This is a genomic window from Methylophilus sp. VKM B-3414, assembly GCF_032248435.1.
In the GTDB taxonomy this organism is placed as follows: domain Bacteria; phylum Pseudomonadota; class Gammaproteobacteria; order Burkholderiales; family Methylophilaceae; genus Methylophilus; species Methylophilus glucosoxydans.
Map to the genome: position 1 here is coordinate 239,730 of NZ_JAVTLI010000003.1, position 21,385 is coordinate 261,114.

Sequence of the window (21,385 nt, forward strand, 5' to 3'; positions counted from 1 at the left end):
TATATTAAAATCAGTAGGTTATAAAAGTATGATCAATGCTCGAGATTCTGTGCAAGATAGCCTGTACTGTTCACGACTGTGTCATACTGGTACAGTTGTTCAATCCGACGTGACAGGTGTTCAGTTTTCCATGCCCAACAAGTATTCCCCCTCCTCCACTCCCCTGCCGCAAGTTGGCTTGCGTGATGATCAGCGCGCGATTGCCGAAGCGATTGCCCGCTCCTGGCGGCGGTGTATGGTCAAAGGCGTGGATGAGCAAGCCCCGGCAGAAGACCAGATTATCACTGCCCAGGAATTGGCGCAGCGGCTGGAGAAAAACCGCCTGTTATTGGCGCAAGCTGAACCGGAAATGATCACCTTGAGTGAGCAAATCGCCCATACGCGTAGCCTGGTGATTTTGACCGATAACGAAGGGGTGATTTTGCGCACCATGGGTGAAGGCGTGGATGAAAATCAGATCCGCGCCTCATTATTGCCTGGCGCGTCGTGGAGCGAAGAACACCGGGGCACCAATGCCATAGGCACTGCGCTGGTAGAGCGCCTGGCCATCAGTGTGCAGGGGGCTGAGCACTTCATGGCCTATCATCATTCACTCAGTTGTTCCGCCGTGCCGATCTTTGCTGCTAATAACCATTTGGTTGCGACGCTGGACGTATCCAACGACCTTAATGCGCCGCAGCAGCACACGCTGGCCCTGGTCAAAATGGCGGCACAAATGGTCGAAAACCGGCTGTTTCATGCCACCGCAGAGGGTGAAATCGCCGTGCATTTTCATGTGCGGCCAGAATTTATTGGTACCTTGTGGGAAGGGGTGGCTTTGTTTGATGCGGCTGGCCAGTTACAGACGATCAACCGTAGTGGTCAGTTCCAGTTTGGTTTGCCGCTGGACCAGGATAGCCTGTCTGCGCGGCGCATTGCATTTGAAGATATTTTTGACGAGTCGTGGATCGCGTTCAAGCAGCGCGGTTTAAATGCCGATGTCCTGTTTCCACTGCATCTGCGTAATGGCGCGCGGTTATATGCCCGCGCCTCGGCGAGCCAGACGCCTTCCGCTCCGAAAAAAATGCCTCCGCTGGCGCCGCGCGAGTCTGCCGCCAGTCTGGAGCTGCTGGACAGTGGCGACCCGCAATTCAAGCTGGCGATCACGCAAGTGAAGCAAGTGCTGGACAAAGACATCCCGGTGCTGATCCTCGGCGAGACCGGGGCCGGTAAAGAATTATTTTCACGCGCGATTCACGATGCCAGTGCGCGCCGCCACAAGCCGTTTATTGCCGTCAACTGTGCGGCCTTGCCAGAAGGGTTGATTGAAGCCGAACTGTTTGGCTACGAAGAAGGCGCTTATACAGGGGCCAAGCGTAAAGGCAATCTTGGCAAAATCCAGCAAGCGGATGGCGGCACCTTGTTTCTGGATGAGATTGGCGATATGCCATTGTCACTGCAAGCGCGCTTGTTGCGCGTCTTGCAAGAGCGCAGCGTGACGCCGTTGGGCGGCAGCAAGTCTATCCCGGTCAACTTTATGCTGCTCAGCGCGACGAATCAGAAGTTGAAAGATAAAGTGGCTGCAGGCGAGTTCCGCAGTGATTTGTATTACCGCATCAATGGCCTCAGTGTGCAATTGCCTGCGCTGCGGGAGCGGCTGGATATGGCAAGGTTGATTCAGGTCATTCTGCAAATTGAACAGGCGCCGCAAGCCACCTTGAGTGAAGAGGTGGTGGCGCTGTTTAATGACCACCCCTGGCCGGGTAATGTACGCCAGTTGCATAATGTACTGCGCACGGCCGTGGCATTGGCGGATGGCGGCGTGATTGGTCGCCAGCATTTGATGCAGGATTTTCTGGATGAAATGCATGCGAAAAAAGCAGATGCTGAGCCGGCTGCGGTCGGCATGACCGCGTTGCCAGCGGCCAGTCTGAAAGTGCAAAATGATGAAGCGATCCGGCAAGCCATGTTGCAACATGGCGGCAATATTTCAGCGGTGTCCCGTCAGCTGGGGTTAAGCAGAAATACGCTTTACCGGCGCTTAAAAGCGCTCAATCTTTCTTGAAATAGCTGGCTTGATGTTGTCAGGCCGCGCGTTTTAGGCGGTACATGGCCAGGTTGCCCAGCAGATTGGGCAAGACGTGGATATCCTGGCCGTCGGTAATTACCTTGCGCTCAATCACTTGAATGTCGTGCTGGCGGCAAAAGTGGTCAAAATCTTGGATGGTGCATAGGTGCACGTTGGGTGTGTCGTACCATTGATAGGGCAGGCTTTTGGAGACCGGCATGTTGCCCAGCGTGATTTGCAGGCGGTTGCGCCAATAGCCAAAATTGGGGAAGGTGACGATGATTTCGCGCCCTACCCGCAGCATTTCATGCACGATGCTTTCAGTATTGTGCATGGCCTGCAAGGTTTGCGACAAAATGACTGTATCAAACGACTGGTCTTCAAAGCCGGACAGGCCTTCTTCGAGGTTCATTTGAATCACATCCACGCCATTTTTTAATGCTGCCAACCAATTGGCATCGTCTTTTTCAATGCCGTAGCCTGTAATGCCAAGCGTTTGATGCAAGTGCGTGAGCAGCGTGCCATCTGCGCAACCCAAATCCAGCACTTTGGCTTTCATTTGCACCCATTTTGTAATTAATGCAAAGTCTGGGCGAGCATTGGTAATATTTACATTCGTCATACTTTGATTTGCTCCAGATAGGCGCGCATGATGGCATGGTAATGCGGATCAGGCATCAAGAAGGCATCATGCCCATGGGCCGAGGTGACCTCGGCATACTTCACGGGCAAGGCGTTATCCAGCAAGGCCTGGACGATCTCGCGCGAACGTGCAGGCGAAAAACGCCAGTCGGTGGTAAACGAGATGACGACAAACTTTGCTTTGGCGCGGCTGAGCGCCTTGCTCAAATTGCCTTCAAAATCCAGCGCCGGATCAAAATAATCCAGCGCGCGTGTCATGCGTAAATAGGTGTTGGCATCAAATTCGCCGGCAAACTTGTCGCCTTGATAGCGCAAGTAAGACTCCATTTCAAACTCGACATCAAAGCTGTACTTCACATCGCCATGACGCAGTTTGCGGCCAAATTTTTCACCCATGGCATCGTCTGACAGATAGGTGATATGACCCAGCATGCGGGCAATGCGCAAGCCACGGCGCGGCACGGTGCCATGGTTGTAATAATCGCCGTCAAAAAACTCGGGGTCAGTGATAATCGCCTGGCGTGCCACTTCGTTAAACGCCATGTTCTGTGCGGTCAGGTTGGGCGCCGAGGCAATCACAAAGGCATGCCGCACACGCTCGGGGTACACAATGTTCCAGTGCAGCGCTTGCATGCCCCCCAGACTGCCGCCAATCACCGCCGCCAGTTGGTCAATACCCAGGTAATCTAACAGTCGCGCTTGTGACTCTACCCAGTCTTCTACGGTCACGACCGGAAAAGTAGCGCTATAAGGCTTGTCTGTCAGCGGATCCACGCTGGATGGGCCGCTACTGCCATGACAGCCGCCCAGATTATTCAACCCGATCACAAAAAACTTGTTGGTATCCAGCGGTTTGCCCGGACCCACCAGGTTATCCCACCAGCCAGGATATTTATCTTCTGGCGTATAACGGCCAGCCACATGATGGTTGCCAGACAGGGCATGACAAATCAACACGGCATTGCTTTTGGCCGCGTTAAGTTCACCATAGGTTTCATAAGCAAGATGGTATTGTGGCAACACGGCGCCGCTTTTAAGCGTGAGCGGCCGGGTGAAATGCGCAACTTGCGCTTTAACGATACCAACAGAATTCGATTCAAACATGCCGCAATTATACTATGCGGCATGCCGAAACGGCGAGACCGGGCTGACCCGGTCAGGAGGAATGGGCGGAGGCAGAAAAACAGCCTAGCAATGCCGGTAAATCTGCCACTGAAGCAATCATCGCATCCGGCTCCACGGCGGATAAGCGCGTATAGGTTTCGCGATATTTTCCAGTTTTGACCAGAATGCCATGCAAGCCTGCATCTTGCGCACCGCCAATATCTGCATCAATATCATCGCCTATCATCAGCACTTCCGAAGGTTTTAGCCGTAAAGCATCGATGGCCATATGAAAGAAATGCTGCGAAGGCTTGCCCATTAGCATGGCTTTGGTATTGCTGGCGTACTCCAGCCCGGTGACAAACGCGCCAATATCCATTTGCAAGCCGGTCTCGGTTTGCCAGAAGCGGTTTTTATGGATGGCAATTAACTGCGCGCCATTCACCAGGCAGGTAAACACTTCATTGAGTAGTTGGTAAGACCAGCGGTCGCCAATATCGCCGATGACCACATAATTGGCAGCGGTTTCTGATTGATCAAAACAGGCAAAATCTTTTTTCACATCGTCTGCCAGCAATAATTTACAGACCGGGTTCGGCTGCTTTTTGAGGTACTGGATGGTCGCTTGTGGTGCACTCATGATTTCTTCGGGCACTACATTGAAGCCCAACGCATTCAGCTTGGATTGCAAGGACGCTAAGGATAGCGTGCTAGTGTTGGTGACAAAGCGTACCGCAATGCCCGCTTCGCGCAGTTGTTTCACGGCCGCGATCGCGCCATTGATGACTTGATTGCCGATATACAACACGCCATCCAGGTCAAATAGCACGGCTTTAATATTAGGGATAGGCTGCATCACAACTCCTTAGATAAAGGTTTTGTTTTCAATCTAGCAAAAATCATACTGGTTTTGCTAGTGGCCATTTTCCTGACGTGACTCGGGGCTGATTACCCAGATCATGCATCGTTGCAATCTCTGCAAAACCTTGTGCTTTTAAGAGTGATTGCACGGCGTCCGCCTGGTTGTAACCGTGCTCTAGCATGAGCCAGCCATTTTCAGTCAAATAGCCAGGCGCCTGGGCAATAATCTGCCGGATCGCTTGCAAACCGTCTGCCCCTGAAGCCAGCGCCGATAAGGGTTCAAAACGCAAATCGCCTTGTTGTAGATGCGGGTCGTCCGCTTCGATATAGGGCGGATTGCTCACAATCACATGGTAAGGTTTGGGAGCCAGCGTTGAAAACCAGTCGCTTAACACAAACTGCGTATTCTCAATGCCCAGCGCATAAGCGTTGTCTTTCGCGACGGCCAAGGCCGCTTCAGAGGCATCCACCGCAGTCACCTGGCAGTCTGGTCCATGTTTGGCCAGCGCGAGTGCGATAGCCCCGGTTCCTGTGCCCAGGTCCAACACTTCAAGCGGTTTGCCGCGCGCATGCTGGTTGATTTTTTCCAAGGCCGCTTCTACCAGTGTTTCAGTATCTGGTCGAGGGATCAAGGTGTCAGGCGTCACTCTGAGCGCGAGCCCGAAAAATTCCCGATAGCCCAAAATATGGGCGATGGGCTCCCCTTTTAGGCGGCGGTCAATTAAGACCTTAAAGTCCGCTTGTTTTTGTGTGTCCAGCAAATCCAATGCATGACCGAGTAGCCAGGCATGGTTCACCTTGAGCACCTCCATTAATAACATGCGGGCTTCTATGCTGGCTTCGTCAGCCGGGATGGTTTGCATCAATTGGATTTTTGCAGCATCCAGGCAGGCGCGGATGGTCGGTAGCATTTATTTTCCTCCCGCAGCCAGCCGGATAGCACGCGCTTGCGCGTTGCCTTGCTTGGCAGGATGGCGCACCGCATGGCGGATCACCCATTTCAAGTCTTTATCCGCATTAGTCAGCCAGCGCTCACATACCTCAAATGCCAATGCTGGATGGTCTTTTGCGATATCGCCTAGATGATTGGCAACACTGCGGCGTACATACAGGCTGGGGTCATTTTTCAGCGCTTCCAGAATAGGCAGTGTCGGTCTGGGGTCTTTAATCAACTGGGGAATGCGCGCACCCCAAGGCAAGCGGGGACGACAGCCTTCAGAGCATAAGCGGCGCACATGCGGATCTGCGTCGTTTAGCCACAAGGTCAGTTGATTCAAGGTGCGCTCAAAATCATGCATCAGGAACGGACGGATCGAAAATTCGGCGGTAAAGCGGCGCGTCAATTCATATTGGGCACGCATGGCCGTGTCAAAAGGATCTTCGCCCGCGTTGTGTTGCGGATCACGCCCGTAGTCGGCAATGAAGCGTGTATGCGGCAAGTAAAAAAACACACTCAAGCCGAGACGTTCGGTGTGTACATTCGGCGGCGTTAGCGTGCTGAGCAGAATGTCCGTGGCTTCGGAAAACTTTGCGGGTAAGGTCGCTTTTAATGCCGCCGCAATATGCGCTGAGCGATCCATAATCCCCAGCGCTGCAATGTTGGTGAGCGCCAAGCTTTTGAATGAGTGTCCATCAAAAGCCGAATGCACTAATCCGATATTATGTGCCAAGCAGTCGACGGCTTCAGTATCCAGTAAAAACTTGATTGGGTTATCTTTCTGGATACTACGCGGCGCAACAGGGATGCGAAATGGGGTCATGTGCGGGGACGATTCAGTCACGGGCGCTCAACATATTGTGGCGCATCATCGTGAATCTCATGCCAGTCTGCTTTTGAGCCAACAAAGATATGGGCTGATACCTGAGTGGGGAGCGGCGTATCTAGGGTCCCGATTCGAAGTCGCAAGATATCGGGTGCACTCTCGCGGTAAGCCATGATGGGCGAGCCACAATGACTGCAAAATACACGACAAACCCCTGCTTCACTGCGGTAAGTTTTAAGTGCCGTCTCGCCCTGCGTGATTGTGAAGTTGGCCTTGGGCACAGGGGCAACTGCAATAAAGGCAGAGCCGGTGGCTTTGCGGCAACGCTGGCAGTGGCAATATACCAGTTCTCCCAGTGCGCCTCTGACTTCATAGTGCACCGTTTCACATAGGCAACTGCCTCGATGGTGGAGATGAGTTGCTGTCACCATATTTTTCGATTAGGCGTCTTCGCCCAAACTCGCCAACAAATCCGCCTGATATTCAGTCGCCAGCGCATTAATCAACTCATCCATATCGCCCTCGGTAATCGCGTCAATTTTATACAGTGTCAGGTTGATACGGTGGTCGGTAATGCGGCCTTGCGGGTAGTTGTAAGTGCGAATACGTTCTGAGCGGTCACCCGAACCAATCAGGTTGCGGCGCTCGGAGGCGATTTTGCTTTGTTGTTCATCGACTTGCTTGGCTTTGATGCGTGCGGCCAACACCTGCATGGCTTGCGCCTTGTTGGCGTGCTGGCTACGGCCATCCTGACATTCCACTACGATACCGGTGGGGGCGTGGGTGATCCGCACCGCAGAGTCGGTTTTGTTGATGTGCTGACCACCTGCACCTGAGGCGCGGAAGGTGTCGATACGGATATCGGCGGGATTGATTTCAACATCACCCACCTCTTCGACTTCTGGCAGAATCGCGACTGTACAGGCTGAAGTGTGAATCCGGCCTTGTGTTTCGGTATCCGGCACGCGCTGTACGCGGTGGCCGCCGGACTCGAATTTGAGTTTTGAATATGCCCCGTAGCCGATAATTTTGGCAATAATTTCTTTGTAGCCGCCGACCTCGCCTTCGTTGGCAGAGACCACTTCTACCTTCCAGCCCTGCCGGTCGGCATAGCGCGAATACATACGGAACAGGTCACCGGCAAACAGGCCAGACTCATCGCCGCCGGTGCCGGCACGGATTTCGAGGAAAATATTTTTGTCATCGTTGGGGTCTTTAGGCAGCAGCAGTTTTTGCAGGGTGAGCGCCACTTCTTCCAGACGTTTTTTGCCAGTCTCGATTTCTTCCTGGGCAAACTCTTTCATCTCAGGGTCAGACAGCATGGCATGTGCCTCTTTGATGTCAGACTCGGTTTGCGCGTAGACGTGATACTGCTCGACAATCGGAGTGATTTCCGTATGTTCCTGCATGATTTTACGGTAGTTATCCATATTGTCAGTCACGCCCTCGCTGCTGAGTAGGCGGTTGAGTTCTTCGAGACGCTCGCTTAGGTTGGCGAGCTTTTGCAACATGCTTGGTTTCATTGTGGGACCCTAAAATTCAAAGCGTCAGCGGAGGCCGATATCTTGAAAAAGTTATTCTTTTAACTGAAAAAGTTGTTTGACCAGATGCTCCATGTGCGCATGGGCATCGCCTTCAGTGTTGTTGAGCGCGTGGCTGGGGCCATGCAAAAACTTGTTGGTCAGTGCATTGCTGAGATGTTCGAGTACTTTTTCGGGCGGCTCGCCTTTTTGCAGCAATTTGAGCGATTTTTCCACCTCAGCCTTGCGTAGGCTGTCTACTTGATCACGCAGGGCTTTGATGGTGGGCACCGCTTCGCGCTGCTTGAGCCATTGCATAAAATGTTCAACGCGTGCGTTGACGATCATTTCTGCATCTATCGCGGCTTCTTTGCGATTGCCCAGGCCTTCGGAGACCACTTGCGCCAAATCGTCTACGGTGTACAAAAATACGTCATCGAGCGCCGAGACTTCGGGCTCGATATCCCGCGGCACGGCCAGGTCTACCATAAACATCGGTCTGTGTTTACGCGCTTTAATAGCGCGCTCGACCATGCCCAGGCCAACAATCGGCAGCTGGCTGGCGGTGCTGGTGATGACGATGTCGAATTCCTGAAAACGCTCTGGCAGGTCGTTGAGTAAAATGGCCTGCACATTAAGGCCCTGGCCGCGAATCTTGTCTGCCAGTTGTTCGCCGCGCTCCAGTGTACGGTTTGCCACAGTGATTTTTTTCGGTTTTTGCGCGGCAAAATGGTCAGCACAGAGCTCTATCATTTCACCGGCGCCGATAAACAGCACGCGTTGCCCACTCAAGTCACCAAAAATCCGTTGTGCCAGTTTGACCGCTGCGGCGGCCATTGAGATCGAGCTGCCGCCGATATCGGTGTTGGTGCGTACTTCTTTGGCCACTTCAAACGTGCGTTGAAACAGTTTGTGCAAGAGGGTACCCAAGGTGCCTGCGTCCTGGGCAATTTTTACCGATTGCTTGAATTGACCCAGAATCTGCGCCTCGCCCAACACCATGCTATCCAGCCCGCTGGCCACGCGGAACGCGTGTTTGACGGCCTCGTGGCTGCTCAAGGTGTAGGTGTAGGGCAGCAACTTGTCTGCCTCCAGGCGGTGATACGCTGCCAGCCAATCAATCACCACTTCTGGCCGGATGGATTGCACATAGATTTCGGTGCGGTTGCAGGTGGATAAGATCGCCACCTCTGCCACATTGTGTCGTGCCAGATCAGCCAGTGCTTGCGGCAAGGTTTCGTTGTTAAACGCAACGTTCTCGCGGATGGCAATGGGAGCGGTGGTGTGGTTGACACCAATGGTATACAGTTGCATGGCGCTATTTTACCTGCGGGACAGGGTCAAAAGTGAAACACGTGGGCGCTTGCAGGTGGTTCATGGCGAATTGGAGAGGCATCCATGTCAAAAGTGCCGACATTTTCTTATATTCAGCGACGGCAAGCAAGAATCCTGTCAATTTGTCACAAAATGGCGTTAAAATATTGGTTTTGCTAACTTTTATTAGATTCAATTACGGAACATCAAGCGCATGGACAAAACTTTCCGCATTGCCCCCAGTATTCTATCTGCCAACTTTGCCAAGTTGGGCCAGGAAATCGAAAACGTGATCAAATCCGGCACCGATATCGTGCACTTTGACGTGATGGACAACCATTACGTGCCTAACCTGACGATTGGCCCATTGGTCTGTGATGCGATTCGTGACCTGTCACACAATGTTGGCGCACTCATCGACGTGCACCTGATGGTGAAACCTGTTGACCGCATTATTCCTGACTTTGCCAAAGCAGGTGCGGACATCATCACTTTCCACCCTGAAGCCTCTGACCATATTGACCGTAGCCTGGCCTTGATCCGTGACAGCGGCTGTAAGTCTGGCCTGGTATTTAACCCAGCGACACCATTGCACTACCTGGATTACGTGATGGATAAAGTGGACATGATTTTGCTGATGTCGGTGAACCCAGGCTTTGGTGGCCAAAAATTCATTCCAGCCACCTTGGACAAACTGAAACAAGCGCGTGCCCGTATTGATGCCTATTACGAAAAAACTGGCCGTCAAATCTGGCTGGAAGTGGACGGTGGTGTGAACGCCAACAACATCGCAGAGATCGCCAAAGCCGGTGCTGATACTTTCGTTGCAGGCAGCGCGATTTTCGGTTCACCTAAAGACACCGATCCTAACCGTTACGACACAGTTGTGGCGGCGATGCGTGCTTCTTTAGCCACTGTTTAATTCAAAAAGTCTGTTGTGATGCGGTTTCAAGTCAAGTTGGTGATGTTCGACCTGGACGGCACCCTGCTGGATACCGCACCGCAAATTGCCGAAGCTGCCAACCGCATGTTGGTAGCTTTAGGCAAACCCATGTTGCCACAAGCACAAATCGCCACATATATTGGTGAAGGCGTGCAAAACCTGATCAAGCGCTGCCTCACCGAGAGCGTGCAGGTGGAGCCGGAGGCTGATTTGTTTGCGCAGGCGCAGCCGCTGTATCATGATTTTTATACCGCCAACGCCACCCAAAGCCAGCCATTCGCAGGGGTTGTCCCTGCTTTGCAGCAGCTCAAGAAACAAGGCTTTCGCCTGGCGTGCGTGACCAATAAACCCGAAAAATTCACCTTACCTTTGCTGCAACAAGCAGGGTTGGCTGATTTTTTTGAGGTCATTATTTCTGGCGACAGCTTGCCCAAAAAGAAACCTGACCCCTTGCCACTGTTGCATATTTGCCAAAAGCTAGGTGTGCTGCCTGCTGAAGCGGTGCTGGTAGGGGATTCTGAGACGGATATTCAGGCCGCGCATGCTGCCGGATGCTTTGTCGTGACCGTGCCTTATGGGTATAATCAAGGCCGCGAAATTGATGTCGCGACGGTGGATGCCACCGTACAGCAACTTACCGAGGTGGTGAACTTGCTGGAGTTACCTGCTCTCTTAAAGCAGGGATCATAAAAAAACAGACCTTAATTACCATGATGTTTTGTGCTCATCATTCTTCCAGTTGGCCAGTATTAAGCTGGCGTCGTTCGTGGCGGGGCTAGTCCTGCCCCACGCGCAGGTGCGCGCCATTTGCACCGACCTGCTGTGATTGTTTGCACGGCACTCTACGAATCAAACTGGAAAAAAGCATCATGTTAAGCACATTAAGCAAGACCGAATTCGACGCGCTGGCGGCGCAAGGCTACAACCGTATCCCGCTGGTGCTAGAAACCTTTGCCGATCTGGATACGCCCTTATCACTGTATCTTAAACTGGCCAATCAACCTTATTCCTACCTGCTCGAAAGCGTACAAGGCGGCGAGCGCTTTGGCCGCTATTCGATCATAGGCCTGCCTGCCACCACGCGAATTGTGGTGCGTGAGCAGCAATTGCAGGTGATTCAGGATCATCAAGTCATTGAATCGCATAGCGATCAAAATCCGCTGGACTTTATCAAGACCTATCAGGCGCGCTTTAAAACGCCGCCTTACGATGGTTTGCCGCGCTTTACCGGTGGCCTGGCTGGCTATTTTGGCTATGAGACTATTCAATACATTGAAAAACGTCTGGGTAAGCAGAAAAAGCCAGATGTGATTGGTACGCCAGATATATTGTTGATGGTTTCAGAAGAAATTGCCGTGGTGGATAACCTCTCCGGCAAACTGTATTTCATCGTTTATGCTGACCCGGCTAAAGCCAATGCCTATGAAACTGCATGCGCACGCATGCACACCTTGGTCGGGAAGTTACGGTGTAGCGTAGAAATTCCTGCTGCATTGCCCAGCGCTAAAACAGCGGCTATTTCTGAGTTTGGTGAAGACAACTTCAAAGCGGCAGTCAAAAAGGCACAGCAATATATTTTAGAAGGCGACATCATGCAGGTGGTATTGAGCCAGCGGATGTCGCAAGACTTTGATGCCTCGCCATTGAGCTTGTACCGCGCTTTACGTAGCCTCAATCCTTCCCCATATATGTTCTATTACGATATGGATGACCACCATGTGGTTGGTGCTTCGCCAGAGATTCTGGTGCGTCTGGAAGAGACCACCGTGACTTCGCGCCCGATTGCAGGCACGCGCCCACGCGGTAAAAACCGTGATCATGACCTGGCCCTCGAAGCCGAGCTGCTGGCTGACCCTAAAGAGCGTGCCGAGCATGTGCAGTTGATGGATCTGGGCCGCAATGATGTGGGTCGCGTCGCGCTCACGGGTACTGTGAAAGTCACCGACAACATGACGATAGAGCGTTATTCACACGTCATGCATATCGTCAGCAATGTTGAAGGTCAGCTCAAGCCAGGCTTGGATGCGATTGACGTGCTTAAAGCGACTTTCCCTGCCGGGACCGTGTCTGGTGCCCCTAAAGTGCGCGCCATGGAAATCATAGCAGAGCTGGAGCCTTCCAAACGTGGCATTTATGCTGGCGCCGTCGGCTATTTAGGCTTTAATGGCGATATGGATGTGGCAATTGCGATTCGTACGGCCGTGATCAAAAACAAAAAACTCTATGTACAGGCGGGCGCTGGCATTGTGGCTGACTCGGTGCCGCAAAGCGAATGGGAAGAAACCCAAAACAAGGCCAAAGCCGTCATCCGCGCCGCTGAGCTGGTGCAGGCAGGACTGGATAGCCAGGCAGCCAATGTTCAAACCCATGCAGGAAAAGGAGCCTGATATGTTGTTGATGATTGATAACTACGACTCTTTTACCTACAACCTCGTGCAGTATTTCGGCGAGCTGGGGCAAGATGTTCATGTGCACCGCAATGACGAAATCACGCTGGAGCAGATCAAAGCCATGGCCCCGGAAAAAATTGTGATTTCACCAGGGCCCTGCACACCGAATGAAGCCGGGATTTCCGTGCCGTTGATTCACGAGTTCGCTGGGAAAATTCCTTTGCTGGGTGTGTGCCTGGGGCATCAGAGCATAGGCCAGGCCTTTGGCGGCAACATTATCAAGGCCAAAACCCTGATGCACGGCAAAACCTCATTGATCCACCATACCAATACCGGTGTGTTCAGAAACCTGCCTAACCCGTATACCGCGACGCGTTACCATTCGCTGGTCATCGAGCGCGAAACTATTCCGGATTGCTTGGAGATTACGGCCTGGACCGAAGATGGCGAGATCATGGGCGTCAAGCATAAAACACTGGCCGTGGAAGGCGTGCAATTTCACCCCGAGTCTATTCTGACCGAATACGGGCATGAGTTGCTGGATAACTTCCTGAAAGGCTATTGATGGCCATCACACCTAAAATCGCCTTACAGCGCCTGATTGACCATACAGATTTCACGCATGAAGAAATGCTGGAAATCATGCAGCAGATCATGAGCGGCGAGTTTACCCAAATCCAGATTGCCGGCTTTTTGTCGGCCCTGCGCGTCAAGGGTGAAACCGTCACCGAAATCGCCGCTGCGGCACAGGTGATGCGCGACCTGTCCAGCAAGGTAGAAATTACTGATTCTACGCATTTAATTGACACCTGCGGCACCGGCGGCGCGCCCAACAAAGCCTTTAATGTGTCTACCGCATCCGCGTTTGTGGCGGCCGGGGCCGGCGCCAAAATCGCCAAGCATGGTGGCCGGGCCGCTTCGTCCAAGAGCGGTTCTGCCGATGTGCTGGAAGCACTGGGCGTCAACATTGGCCTAACGGCTGAGCAAGTGGCGCGCTGCGTGAACGAGGCCGGAATCGGCTTTATGTTTGCACCTAACCACCATGCGGCCATGAAATACGCCGCACCGGTGCGCCGTGAGCTGGGCGTGCGTACCATGTTCAACCTGTTAGGCCCCATGACCAATCCGGCCGGCGCCAAGCGTCAGGTGATGGGGGTTTTTCACCGTGACCTGGTGCCTTTGCTGGCGCAAACCTTGCAAAAGCTCGGCAGCGAGCATGTCATGGTGGTGCACAGTGCGGATGAAATGGATGAAATTTCTTTTTCAGCGGATACTTATGTGGCCGAGCTCAAGCATGGCCAGGTGAGTCAATACACTTTAAACCCTACCCAGTTTGGCATGCCCGTGCATGATGTGAACAGCATCCATGTGGAAAGTGCGCAGCATTCGAGTGACATTATCTTAGGCCTGCTCTCTGGCGAAAAAGGCCCTGCCCGCGATATCGTCTTGCTCAATGCCGGGGCGGCGATTTATGTGTCTGGCCTGGCAAGCGACTTGCCATCAGGCATTGCGCAAGCCGCGCAATCGATTGATTCAGGCGCAGCGTTGCGTAAACTGCAACAATTGAAGGCCTTGAGTCAGGCAGCATGAAACAAGGGGCGCTGATTGCAATATTCTGCCTGCTGGCCGCCTGCCAGCAAGCAGAGCAATCCAATCCGCTGAATCAGCCACAGTCTGCGCTAGAGGTGAAATCGCAGGTGCAGTCTGTACACCTGCAACCGCTCTCGGCAGGACTCGTCACTGAAGAGAATGCGGCGCTTAAGCAGGCATTTGCCCAAAAGCAAAGTCATGTCTGGCTCGAAGGCAGCGGCACGGTGAAGAAGCTGTTGCCCGATGACACTCAAGGTGCCAGGCACCAGCGGTTTCTGGTGAGCGTGTCGCCAGGACAAACATTATTATTTGCGCATAATATTGACCTCGCGCCCAGGGTAGAAAGCCTGAACATAGGGGATCAGATCAGTTTTAAAGGCGAATATATTTATAACCCCAAAGGCGGCATTATGCACTGGACGCATCATGACCCGCAGGGCCACCAGCATGGCTGGATCAAACATCAAAATCACACTTACGAATAAGGCATGCGAGCAGATTATGTCCGATATTTTAAATAAAATTTTAGCGACCAAACGTGAAGAAATCAGCAAAGCGCAAGCCAGCAAGTCATTGGATGCGATACGTGAGGAAGCGCTAAGTCAGCCGGATTGCCGTGACTTTATCGGCAATATTGTTAAAAAGGTGGATGCAGATAAACCTGCCGTGATTGCTGAAATTAAAAAAGCCAGCCCGTCCAAAGGCATCATCCGTGCTGACTTTAATCCGGCCGCCATTGCTAAAAGCTATGAAAAAGGCGGCGCGGCCTGTTTATCGGTACTGACTGACGAGCAATATTTTCAGGGATCTGCTGCCTACCTTCAGCAAGCGCGCGCTGCCTGCAAATTGCCCGTGTTGCGCAAGGATTTCATGATAGATCCTTATCAGATTTACGAAGCCCGAGCCATGGGCGCTGACTGCGTGTTGCTGATCGTGGCTGCTCTCGAACTGTCACAAATGCAGGAACTGGAGCTGACGGCCCACAATCTGGGCATGGCGGTACTCGTCGAAGTCCATGACGCGGATGAGCTTGAACTCGCGCTGCAACTGGAAACGCCGCTACTGGGAATCAACAACCGCAATTTGCGCACGTTCGATGTCACCTTGCAAACCACGCTCGACCTGCTCGAGAACATGCCGGAAGACCGTTTCGTCGTCACAGAGTCTGGCATTTTCACACCAGAAGATGTGGCTTTGATGCGCAGCCATCATGTGAATGGCTTTTTGGTCGGCGAAGCATTTATGCGGCAAGAGGATCCAGGTGCAGAACTCGCCAGGGTCTTTGGTTAGGAGAAGTTTTAAATAGCGTGAGTGCAAAGGTATGCCCTGCATGAGCGTATCCAAATCAGGCGCAATGATTGAAAGCGCAAGCAATTTGACCAGATGCTGTGGTCAAAAAGGGAATCGATATGAGTAATCAATTTTTAGCCATCCGTCCACGCCGTATGCGCAAAGACGAATTTTCACGTCGCTTGATGCGTGAAAACGTTCTCACCACCAATGACTTGATTTACCCGGTGTTTGTGCTTGAGGGTGAAGGCGCGATTGAAGAAGTCAAATCGATGCCTGGCGTACAGCGTCAAAGCCTGGATGTGCTGCTCAAGACCGCTGAAGAGTGCGTAAAACTAGGTATTCCAGCGCTGGCTTTATTTCCGGTGGTGCCACAACAATACAAAAGCCTGGATGCCAAAGAGGCCTATAACCCTGAAGGCTTGGTGCCACGGACTGTGCGTGCACTGAAAAAGGCTTTCCCGGACTTGGGCGTGATCACTGACGTGGCTTTAGACCCGTACACCACTCACGGCCAGGATGGCCTGATCGACGATACCGGCTATGTCCTGAATGACGAAACTGTTGAAGTGCTGGTGAAGCAGGCGTTATGTCACGCAGAAGCGGGCGCCGATGTAGTTGCGCCCTCTGACATGATGGATGGCCGGATTGGCGCCATTCGTGATGCGCTTGAAGAGCAAGGCTACATCTACACGCGAATTCTTGCTTACTCTGCCAAATACGCCTCAGCGTTTTACGGACCTTTCCGCGATGCGGTCGGTTCAGCGGCCAATCTGGGCAAAAGCAACAAATACAACTACCAGATGGACCCAGCCAATTCTGATGAAGCATTAAAAGAAGTCACACTGGATTTGGAAGAGGGCGCGGATATGGTCATGGTTAAACCAGGCATGCCCTATCTGGATATCGTGCGCCGTGTCAAAGACGAGTTTGGCGTACCGACTTATGCATATCATGTCAGCGGTGAATACGCCATGCTCAAAGCCGCTGCACAAAATGGCTGGCTGGATGAAAAAGCCTGCGTGCTGGAAGCAATGCTTGGGTTTAAACGTGCCGGAGCAGACGGCGTGCTGACTTATTATGCGATGGATATCGCAAGATGGCTGAAATAAGGGTCTAAAAGTAGAAAGGGGCTTTTGAAAGCCCCTTTTTTTGCGACCATGATCAGCCGCCACTTCAGCCTATATTGATTACGAATTTAAGGCACATTCCACGCGTTCGATCACTAACTGTTGTAGCCTGTCTCTTTGGTCTTGTTGCAGTGGCCGACTCTCGGAACCCCGCATAGCGCTGCCCCAGTGGCTATTCGGAAAGTGTTTGTCACTCTCGAATCTTGGCAACACATGCCAGTGCATATGCGGCGTTTTATTGCCTAGGCTGGCCAGGTTAATTTTATCCGGTTGTATGACTTCCCGCAGTGCGGTTTCGACAGCAAACACGACTTTCATGGTGCGTGCTCGCGCTGCGGGAGGCAGGTCGGTCATTTCCTTGACGTGTGCAATTAATTCCACCCGGCAATAGGCAGGGTAATCTGCGTCGTGCAGTAACACTACCCGGCAAAAATCATCCTGCCATAGCAAGTCGTAGGGGGTTGGTTGGCACAGCGGGCAATTACGCATCAGGAAACGGCCAGCATTCTATCCAGTGTGAGTTTGGCCAGTTTGGCTTCATGCGCGGGCACTTTAATCTGGTTGACCACATTGCCATCGGCCAGGTTTTCCAGGCACCAGGCCAGGTGTTGCGGGTCAATACGTGCCATGGTTGAGCATTCGCAAACCACATGGCTCATGAACTGTACCAGCTTGTTTTGCGGTTTCATTTCTTCGGCCAGGCGTGTGACCAGGTTCAATTCGGTGCCTACCAGCCATTTCGTCCCAGGCTCGGCTTCACTCACGGTACGCAAGATGTATTCTGTAGAACCGACATAATCTGAGTTGATGCAGACCTCAAACGCCGTTTCAGGGTGAGAGATGACTTTGCCATCTGGATGCTGGGCGCGGAACTGGTCGATATTCTGTTTGCGGAACATCTGGTGTACTGAGCAATGACCTTTCCACAGCAGGATTTTTGCGTCTTTGATTTGCTGTTCGGTCAAGCCGCCCATGGGCAGATCTGGATCCCAGACAGGCATTTGCTCTAATGGGATACCCATTTTGTAGCCGCTCCAACGGCCCAGATGCTGATCCGGAAAGAACAGGATTTTTTCGCGCTGGCTGAAACCCCACTCCAGGATTTTGGAGGCGTTGGTGCTGGTGCACACAATGCCGCCATGTTCACCACAGAAGGCTTTCAGGTCCGCCGCGGAGTTGATATACGTGACCGGTGTGATGGTCTCATCAAAATTAAGCACTTTGCTGAGTTCTCGATAGCTACGCTCAACCTTGGCCAGATTGGCCATGTCTGCCATGGAGCAGCCTGCGGCCAAGTCTGGCAAGATCACGACCTGATCCGGGCGGCTCAAGATGTCAGCCACCTCGGCCATGAAATGCACACCCAGAAAGACGATGTATTCCGCATCCAGGCTGTCACAATATTTAGACAGTTTCAGTGAGTCACCAGAGTAATCCGCATGGCGGTAAACACTCTCGTGCTGGTAATGGTGGCCCAGAATCACCAGTCGCTTACCCAGCTTTTCGCGGGCAGCCAGAATACGGACCTGACAGTCATCGTCTTTGGCCGACTGGAACTTTTCAAATTTGATAGTGGCGGTTTGCATGGTCATAGCCATTAGTTGAGGGTAAAACGCTATTTTACAACCGATGTGGATTTATCCCAATTGCAAAGCTGGCAATTACAGTGTTAAACGGTGTTTTTCACCCAGCCGTCTAAGGGCATCCACATTCGTCCAGCTGAAGACTTTTTTAGCCGCTTGCCGCCAGTCTACCCATTCATAGCGCGTGTGTTCGTCTGGCGCCAGCGTGACTGGTTGTGGTTCCGGCAGACACAAGCCAAACAGGTGCTCGGTGTTTTGCGTGATGCCGGGCGCATATCGGTGACGCCAATGCGGGTAGATTTCATACACATTGCTGGCGTGCCAATCTTCAAAGTCGTAAGCCAGCGCGTCCAGGCCGGTTTCTTCCCGCACTTCGCGAATCGCTGCCTGATAGGGCGATTCTTCTGCTTCTATGCTCCCGGTCACTGACTGCCAGTATCCCGGTTTGTCCGTACGCTCCATCAACAGTACTTGCAAATCTGGCGTATGAATCAACACCAATGCGGAAACGGGAATCTTGAAATGTTGTGTCATAAGGAGGATTGTCTATAAAGCCCGCGGCCTTGTCCATGGCTGACGGTGTTTACAATAGACTCTTTTTTGTCAGGATGCGTTCAGTGAAAGATTGTCGTAAGCAGATAAGCCTACTATGATAAGGATAATCAGGTGTATACCATAAAAATTTAAGTGATGAGCACAGGGATAGGTGTTATGTTGAGGCGTCAGCAGGGCTGGCTTTGCGTGTTGCTGATGGTCTGTTTTGAGGCGGTTGCGGATTCCGGTGTCGCTCCAGCCATTGCATGGGACCAGCTCAGCCTGCAGCAGGCGGAACTTGTGTTTGCAGGCAATAACCGTGATCTGCTTGCTGCCAAGCGGGCGATTGAAAGTGCAGAAGCCGATACCCTGATTGCTGGCCAAAAACCAAACCCGGTCTTGTCACTCGGCCTTTCCAGTCTCAACCTCAATCGCGGCCAAGGCAATAAAAACCAAAACGGCAAACGAGACCTGTTGGATCAAACCTATAACTCGGCGGTGCAGGTCACTCAGTTGTATGAGCGTGGTGACAAGCGGGCACTGCGTTCTGCCGTGGCGGAAAGTGCGGTCAAAGCGAGCCGGCTCGACCTGGGGGAAACCTATCGTCAACAGGCATTGGCCATGGCCACGGCCTATTTTGATCTCAAACTTGCCCAGGAAAGTCTGCTCATTCAGCAGGCGAATGTCAGTAGCTACGAGAAAACACTGCAGGCAGCGCAATTGCGTCTGAAAGCAGGCGATGTGGCGTCGGCGGATGTAGCGCGCATCCGGGTAGATGCCCTGCGGGCCAGCAATGATTTGCGCCAGGCAGAGGCGACTGTGCAAAAAGCGCAAGCCATGCTGGCTTACTTGCTTGGCAAGGATCAGGACGCGAGCAAGCTCCGTGTGACGGACCCCTGGCCCGCCCTGATTGCAGAGCCCTCGGCCAATCCAGCGGCTGAGAAAGACACTGGCTGGTTACCACAACGTCCGGATGTGAAGGCGGCTGAAGCGCGCATGGAGCAGGCTCAGCAGACCAGAAAGCTTGCAGAGTCGCTCAAGGTCAGAGATTTTACCTGGTCGTTTGCTTACCAGCATTTTCCTGGGCAGGAGCCTGGATCGGCACCAGATACCATAGGCGCTTCATTGAGCATTCCCTTGTTTACCAATTATCAGTATGAGGGCGAGGCCGCACGGGCTGAAGTTGGCTATACCAGTGCAATCGAGGCCAGAGAGCGAGTGCAGGCGGCGGCGATTGCCGAAATGAGACAGGCCAAAGCAGATTTGGATGCCGCGATTGATAAAAATCGACGTTTTGACCAGAGCATTCTGCGGGAAGCGCAAAATGCAGCAGACGCGGCAGAGTTTGCCTACAAGCATGGCGCCATGAATGTCATGGATCTGCTCGATGCCAGACGTATTTTACGCACGCTCCAACTGGAGGCAGTCAGCGTCAAGGCTGATTATGCCAAGTCCCTATCCGCCTGGTTAGCGGCCACCCGCCAGGCATTTGTCTATCAAGAATAATTTTATGATGCGCTCATTCACCTCCATGGCTTGCCCTCCTGCTACCGTCAAGGCGATGCGCCAGATCGTATTTATCTTGTGCGCGATAGGGGTTTGCATGGCTTCAGCCATGGCGGCAGATAAAAATGCCCGCGTGCCCGCGCAGCCTGCCAACCAGATTGTACTGACGCCGGGTTCGCCACAATTAAACAGTCTCAAAATTGAACCCGTCACCGAGATCCCGGTGCCGGTGACCGAGCCGCTCAACGGCAAGATTGTGTTTGATGAAAACCGGACAGCACGGGTGTATTCGCCAGTGGCCGGACGAGCGCTGAATATTCAGGCACAAATAGGCGAAGCCGTGAAAGCCGGTCAGCCCTTGCTGGTGATGGACTCGCCGGATGTGGGGGCAGCGGTCGCGGATGTGCGCAAAGCACAGGCAGATTTGGGACTCAAGCAACAGGCGCTGGAGCGTAGCCGCATGCTGGTAGAGGGCGGCGTGCTGGCCAGAAAAGACATGGAAGTCGCACAGGCGGACTGGGCGAGTGCGCGTGCAGAACATGAGCGCGCGATGGCGAGGTTGAAAAACCTGCGGGTGTCGACCGGGGCAAGTGATCGCTATGTCGTGCGCTCGCCAATCGCGGGGGTGGTGGTTGACCGGAAAGTGAATCCCGGCAGCGAGGTCCGCCCCGATGCGGCAGATCCTTTGTTTTTGATCACGGATCCCAGCCATGTCTGGGCCAGTATCGATTTGCCAGAGCGGGACTTGAGCCGGATTTCGCAAGGGCAAAAGCTCAGTGTCCAGGTGGATGCCTATCCTGACGAGGTGTTTGACGGCGAAATTAAAACAATAGGCATCATGGTAGACCCGACCACGCGCCGGATTCCTGTGCGTTGCCTGCTCGACAGCAAAGGCAAGCTCAAACCAGAAATGTATGCGCGCATCACGCCGCTGGATACCAGCCAGCATCGTGTTATCCGCGTGCCCAACAGTGCCCTGATTACCGAGGGACTCTACAGCTATGTCTTTGTAGAAGAGCAGCCCTTGCATTTTAGCAAGCGTAAAGTCGTACTGGATTTACAACGGCGGGAATATGCCACCGTGAAAACCGGCTTAAACCCGGGTGAGCGCATCGTGACCAGCGGTGCCATTCTGCTCAATTCAGATTTGTCCGTGAGTAAATAGGCG

General features: G+C 52.9%; 22 protein-coding genes. 11 read left to right on the forward strand and 11 right to left on the reverse strand.

Annotated features, from left to right (window positions below):
• The first annotated feature begins 130 nt into the window (after positions 1-130).
• On the forward strand, positions 131-2,044 hold the full coding sequence (locus Q9292_RS03385) for a sigma-54-dependent Fis family transcriptional regulator (protein WP_313985789.1): 1,914 nt from the start codon (positions 131-133) through the stop codon (positions 2,042-2,044).
• A 19-nt stretch (positions 2,045-2,063) separates the two neighbouring features.
• Here the strand turns inward: Q9292_RS03385 and metW are convergent, their stop codons facing one another.
• The 8 genes from metW to hemA are packed head-to-tail and all read right to left on the reverse strand — an operon-like array spanning position 2,064 to position 9,251.
• On the reverse strand, positions 2,064-2,669 hold the full coding sequence (gene metW, locus Q9292_RS03390) for a methionine biosynthesis protein MetW (RefSeq protein ID WP_313984755.1): 606 nt from the start codon (positions 2,667-2,669) through the stop codon (positions 2,064-2,066).
• Positions 2,666-3,793: a homoserine O-acetyltransferase gene (locus Q9292_RS03395; protein WP_313984758.1), complete on the reverse strand. Its 1,128-nt coding sequence runs from the start codon at positions 3,791-3,793 to the stop codon at positions 2,666-2,668. Before Q9292_RS03395 ends, metW begins: the two co-directional genes overlap by 4 nt.
• Positions 3,794-3,845: 52 nt before the next feature.
• Complete coding sequence (locus Q9292_RS03400; protein WP_194749608.1) at positions 3,846-4,649, reverse strand: TIGR01458 family HAD-type hydrolase; 804 nt, start codon at positions 4,647-4,649, stop codon at positions 3,846-3,848.
• Between the two features lie 43 nt (positions 4,650-4,692).
• Positions 4,693-5,565, reverse strand: a complete 873-nt coding sequence (gene prmC, locus Q9292_RS03405) for a peptide chain release factor N(5)-glutamine methyltransferase (RefSeq protein ID WP_275357554.1) — start codon at positions 5,563-5,565, stop codon at positions 4,693-4,695.
• Positions 5,566-6,414, reverse strand: coding sequence for a DNA alkylation repair protein (locus Q9292_RS03410; protein WP_275357556.1), 849 nt, complete (start codon positions 6,412-6,414; stop codon positions 5,566-5,568).
• 17 nt (positions 6,415-6,431) lie between these two features.
• Entirely contained in the window at positions 6,432-6,848 is a 417-nt protein-coding gene (locus tag Q9292_RS03415; protein ID WP_313984763.1) for a GFA family protein, read from the reverse strand.
• 9 nt (positions 6,849-6,857) lie between these two features.
• Positions 6,858-7,940, reverse strand: a complete 1,083-nt coding sequence (gene prfA, locus Q9292_RS03420; protein WP_194749604.1) for a peptide chain release factor 1 — start codon at positions 7,938-7,940, stop codon at positions 6,858-6,860.
• Positions 7,941-7,991: 51 nt separating this feature from the next.
• Positions 7,992-9,251, reverse strand: a complete 1,260-nt coding sequence (gene hemA / locus Q9292_RS03425; RefSeq protein WP_275357559.1) for a glutamyl-tRNA reductase — start codon at positions 9,249-9,251, stop codon at positions 7,992-7,994.
• Between the two features lie 214 nt (positions 9,252-9,465).
• Here hemA and rpe point away from each other — a divergent pair, with 214 nt between their 5' ends.
• The 8 genes from rpe to hemB all read left to right on the forward strand — a co-directional run bounded on the left by rpe (position 9,466) and on the right by hemB (position 16,576).
• Positions 9,466-10,173, forward strand: a complete 708-nt coding sequence (gene rpe / locus Q9292_RS03430) for a ribulose-phosphate 3-epimerase (RefSeq protein WP_049639627.1) — start codon at positions 9,466-9,468, stop codon at positions 10,171-10,173.
• Positions 10,174-10,191: 18 nt separating this feature from the next.
• Positions 10,192-10,884, forward strand: a complete 693-nt coding sequence (locus Q9292_RS03435) for a phosphoglycolate phosphatase (RefSeq protein ID WP_275357561.1) — start codon at positions 10,192-10,194, stop codon at positions 10,882-10,884.
• Between the two features lie 179 nt (positions 10,885-11,063).
• Complete coding sequence (trpE, locus tag Q9292_RS03440; protein WP_313984772.1) at positions 11,064-12,581, forward strand: anthranilate synthase component I; 1,518 nt, start codon at positions 11,064-11,066, stop codon at positions 12,579-12,581.
• A gap of 1 nt (position 12,582) precedes the next feature.
• Positions 12,583-13,149, forward strand: a complete 567-nt coding sequence (locus tag Q9292_RS03445; protein ID WP_026295541.1) for an aminodeoxychorismate/anthranilate synthase component II — start codon at positions 12,583-12,585, stop codon at positions 13,147-13,149.
• Complete coding sequence (gene trpD / locus Q9292_RS03450) at positions 13,149-14,174, forward strand: anthranilate phosphoribosyltransferase (RefSeq protein WP_275357566.1); 1,026 nt, start codon at positions 13,149-13,151, stop codon at positions 14,172-14,174. The genes Q9292_RS03445 and trpD overlap by 1 nt, the downstream gene beginning before the upstream one ends.
• Entirely contained in the window at positions 14,171-14,659 is a 489-nt protein-coding gene (locus Q9292_RS03455; RefSeq protein ID WP_313984781.1) for a DUF3465 domain-containing protein, read from the forward strand. The genes trpD and Q9292_RS03455 overlap by 4 nt, the downstream gene beginning before the upstream one ends.
• 16 nt (positions 14,660-14,675) lie before the next feature.
• Entirely contained in the window at positions 14,676-15,464 is a 789-nt protein-coding gene (trpC, locus tag Q9292_RS03460; protein ID WP_313984784.1) for an indole-3-glycerol phosphate synthase TrpC, read from the forward strand.
• A 119-nt stretch (positions 15,465-15,583) separates the two neighbouring features.
• Complete coding sequence (gene hemB, locus Q9292_RS03465; RefSeq protein WP_313984787.1) at positions 15,584-16,576, forward strand: porphobilinogen synthase; 993 nt, start codon at positions 15,584-15,586, stop codon at positions 16,574-16,576.
• Between the two features lie 78 nt (positions 16,577-16,654).
• On the opposite strand, the gene Q9292_RS03470 is transcribed toward hemB, so the two are convergent.
• The 3 genes from Q9292_RS03470 to nudB all read right to left on the reverse strand — a co-directional run bounded on the left by Q9292_RS03470 (position 16,655) and on the right by nudB (position 18,711).
• The gene (locus tag Q9292_RS03470; protein ID WP_313984790.1) at positions 16,655-17,083 is read right to left on the reverse strand and encodes an HIT family protein; all 429 of its coding nucleotides are present in this window, start codon (positions 17,081-17,083) and stop codon (positions 16,655-16,657) included.
• Entirely contained in the window at positions 17,083-18,180 is a 1,098-nt protein-coding gene (gene nadA, locus Q9292_RS03475) for a quinolinate synthase NadA (RefSeq protein WP_313984793.1), read from the reverse strand. The genes Q9292_RS03470 and nadA overlap by 1 nt, the downstream gene beginning before the upstream one ends.
• A 75-nt stretch (positions 18,181-18,255) precedes the next feature.
• On the reverse strand, positions 18,256-18,711 hold the full coding sequence (gene nudB / locus Q9292_RS03480) for a dihydroneopterin triphosphate diphosphatase (protein WP_275357575.1): 456 nt from the start codon (positions 18,709-18,711) through the stop codon (positions 18,256-18,258).
• A gap of 177 nt (positions 18,712-18,888) precedes the next feature.
• Between nudB and Q9292_RS03485 the strand changes: the two genes are divergently transcribed.
• Positions 18,889-20,217 carry a TolC family protein gene (locus Q9292_RS03485; RefSeq protein ID WP_275357576.1) on the forward strand — a complete coding sequence of 443 codons (1,329 nt, stop codon included), beginning with the start codon at positions 18,889-18,891 and terminating at the stop codon, positions 20,215-20,217.
• Positions 20,218-20,221: 4 nt separating this feature from the next.
• Positions 20,222-21,382: an efflux RND transporter periplasmic adaptor subunit gene (locus Q9292_RS03490; protein WP_275357578.1), complete on the forward strand. Its 1,161-nt coding sequence runs from the start codon at positions 20,222-20,224 to the stop codon at positions 21,380-21,382.
• Positions 21,383-21,385 lie beyond the last annotated feature (3 nt).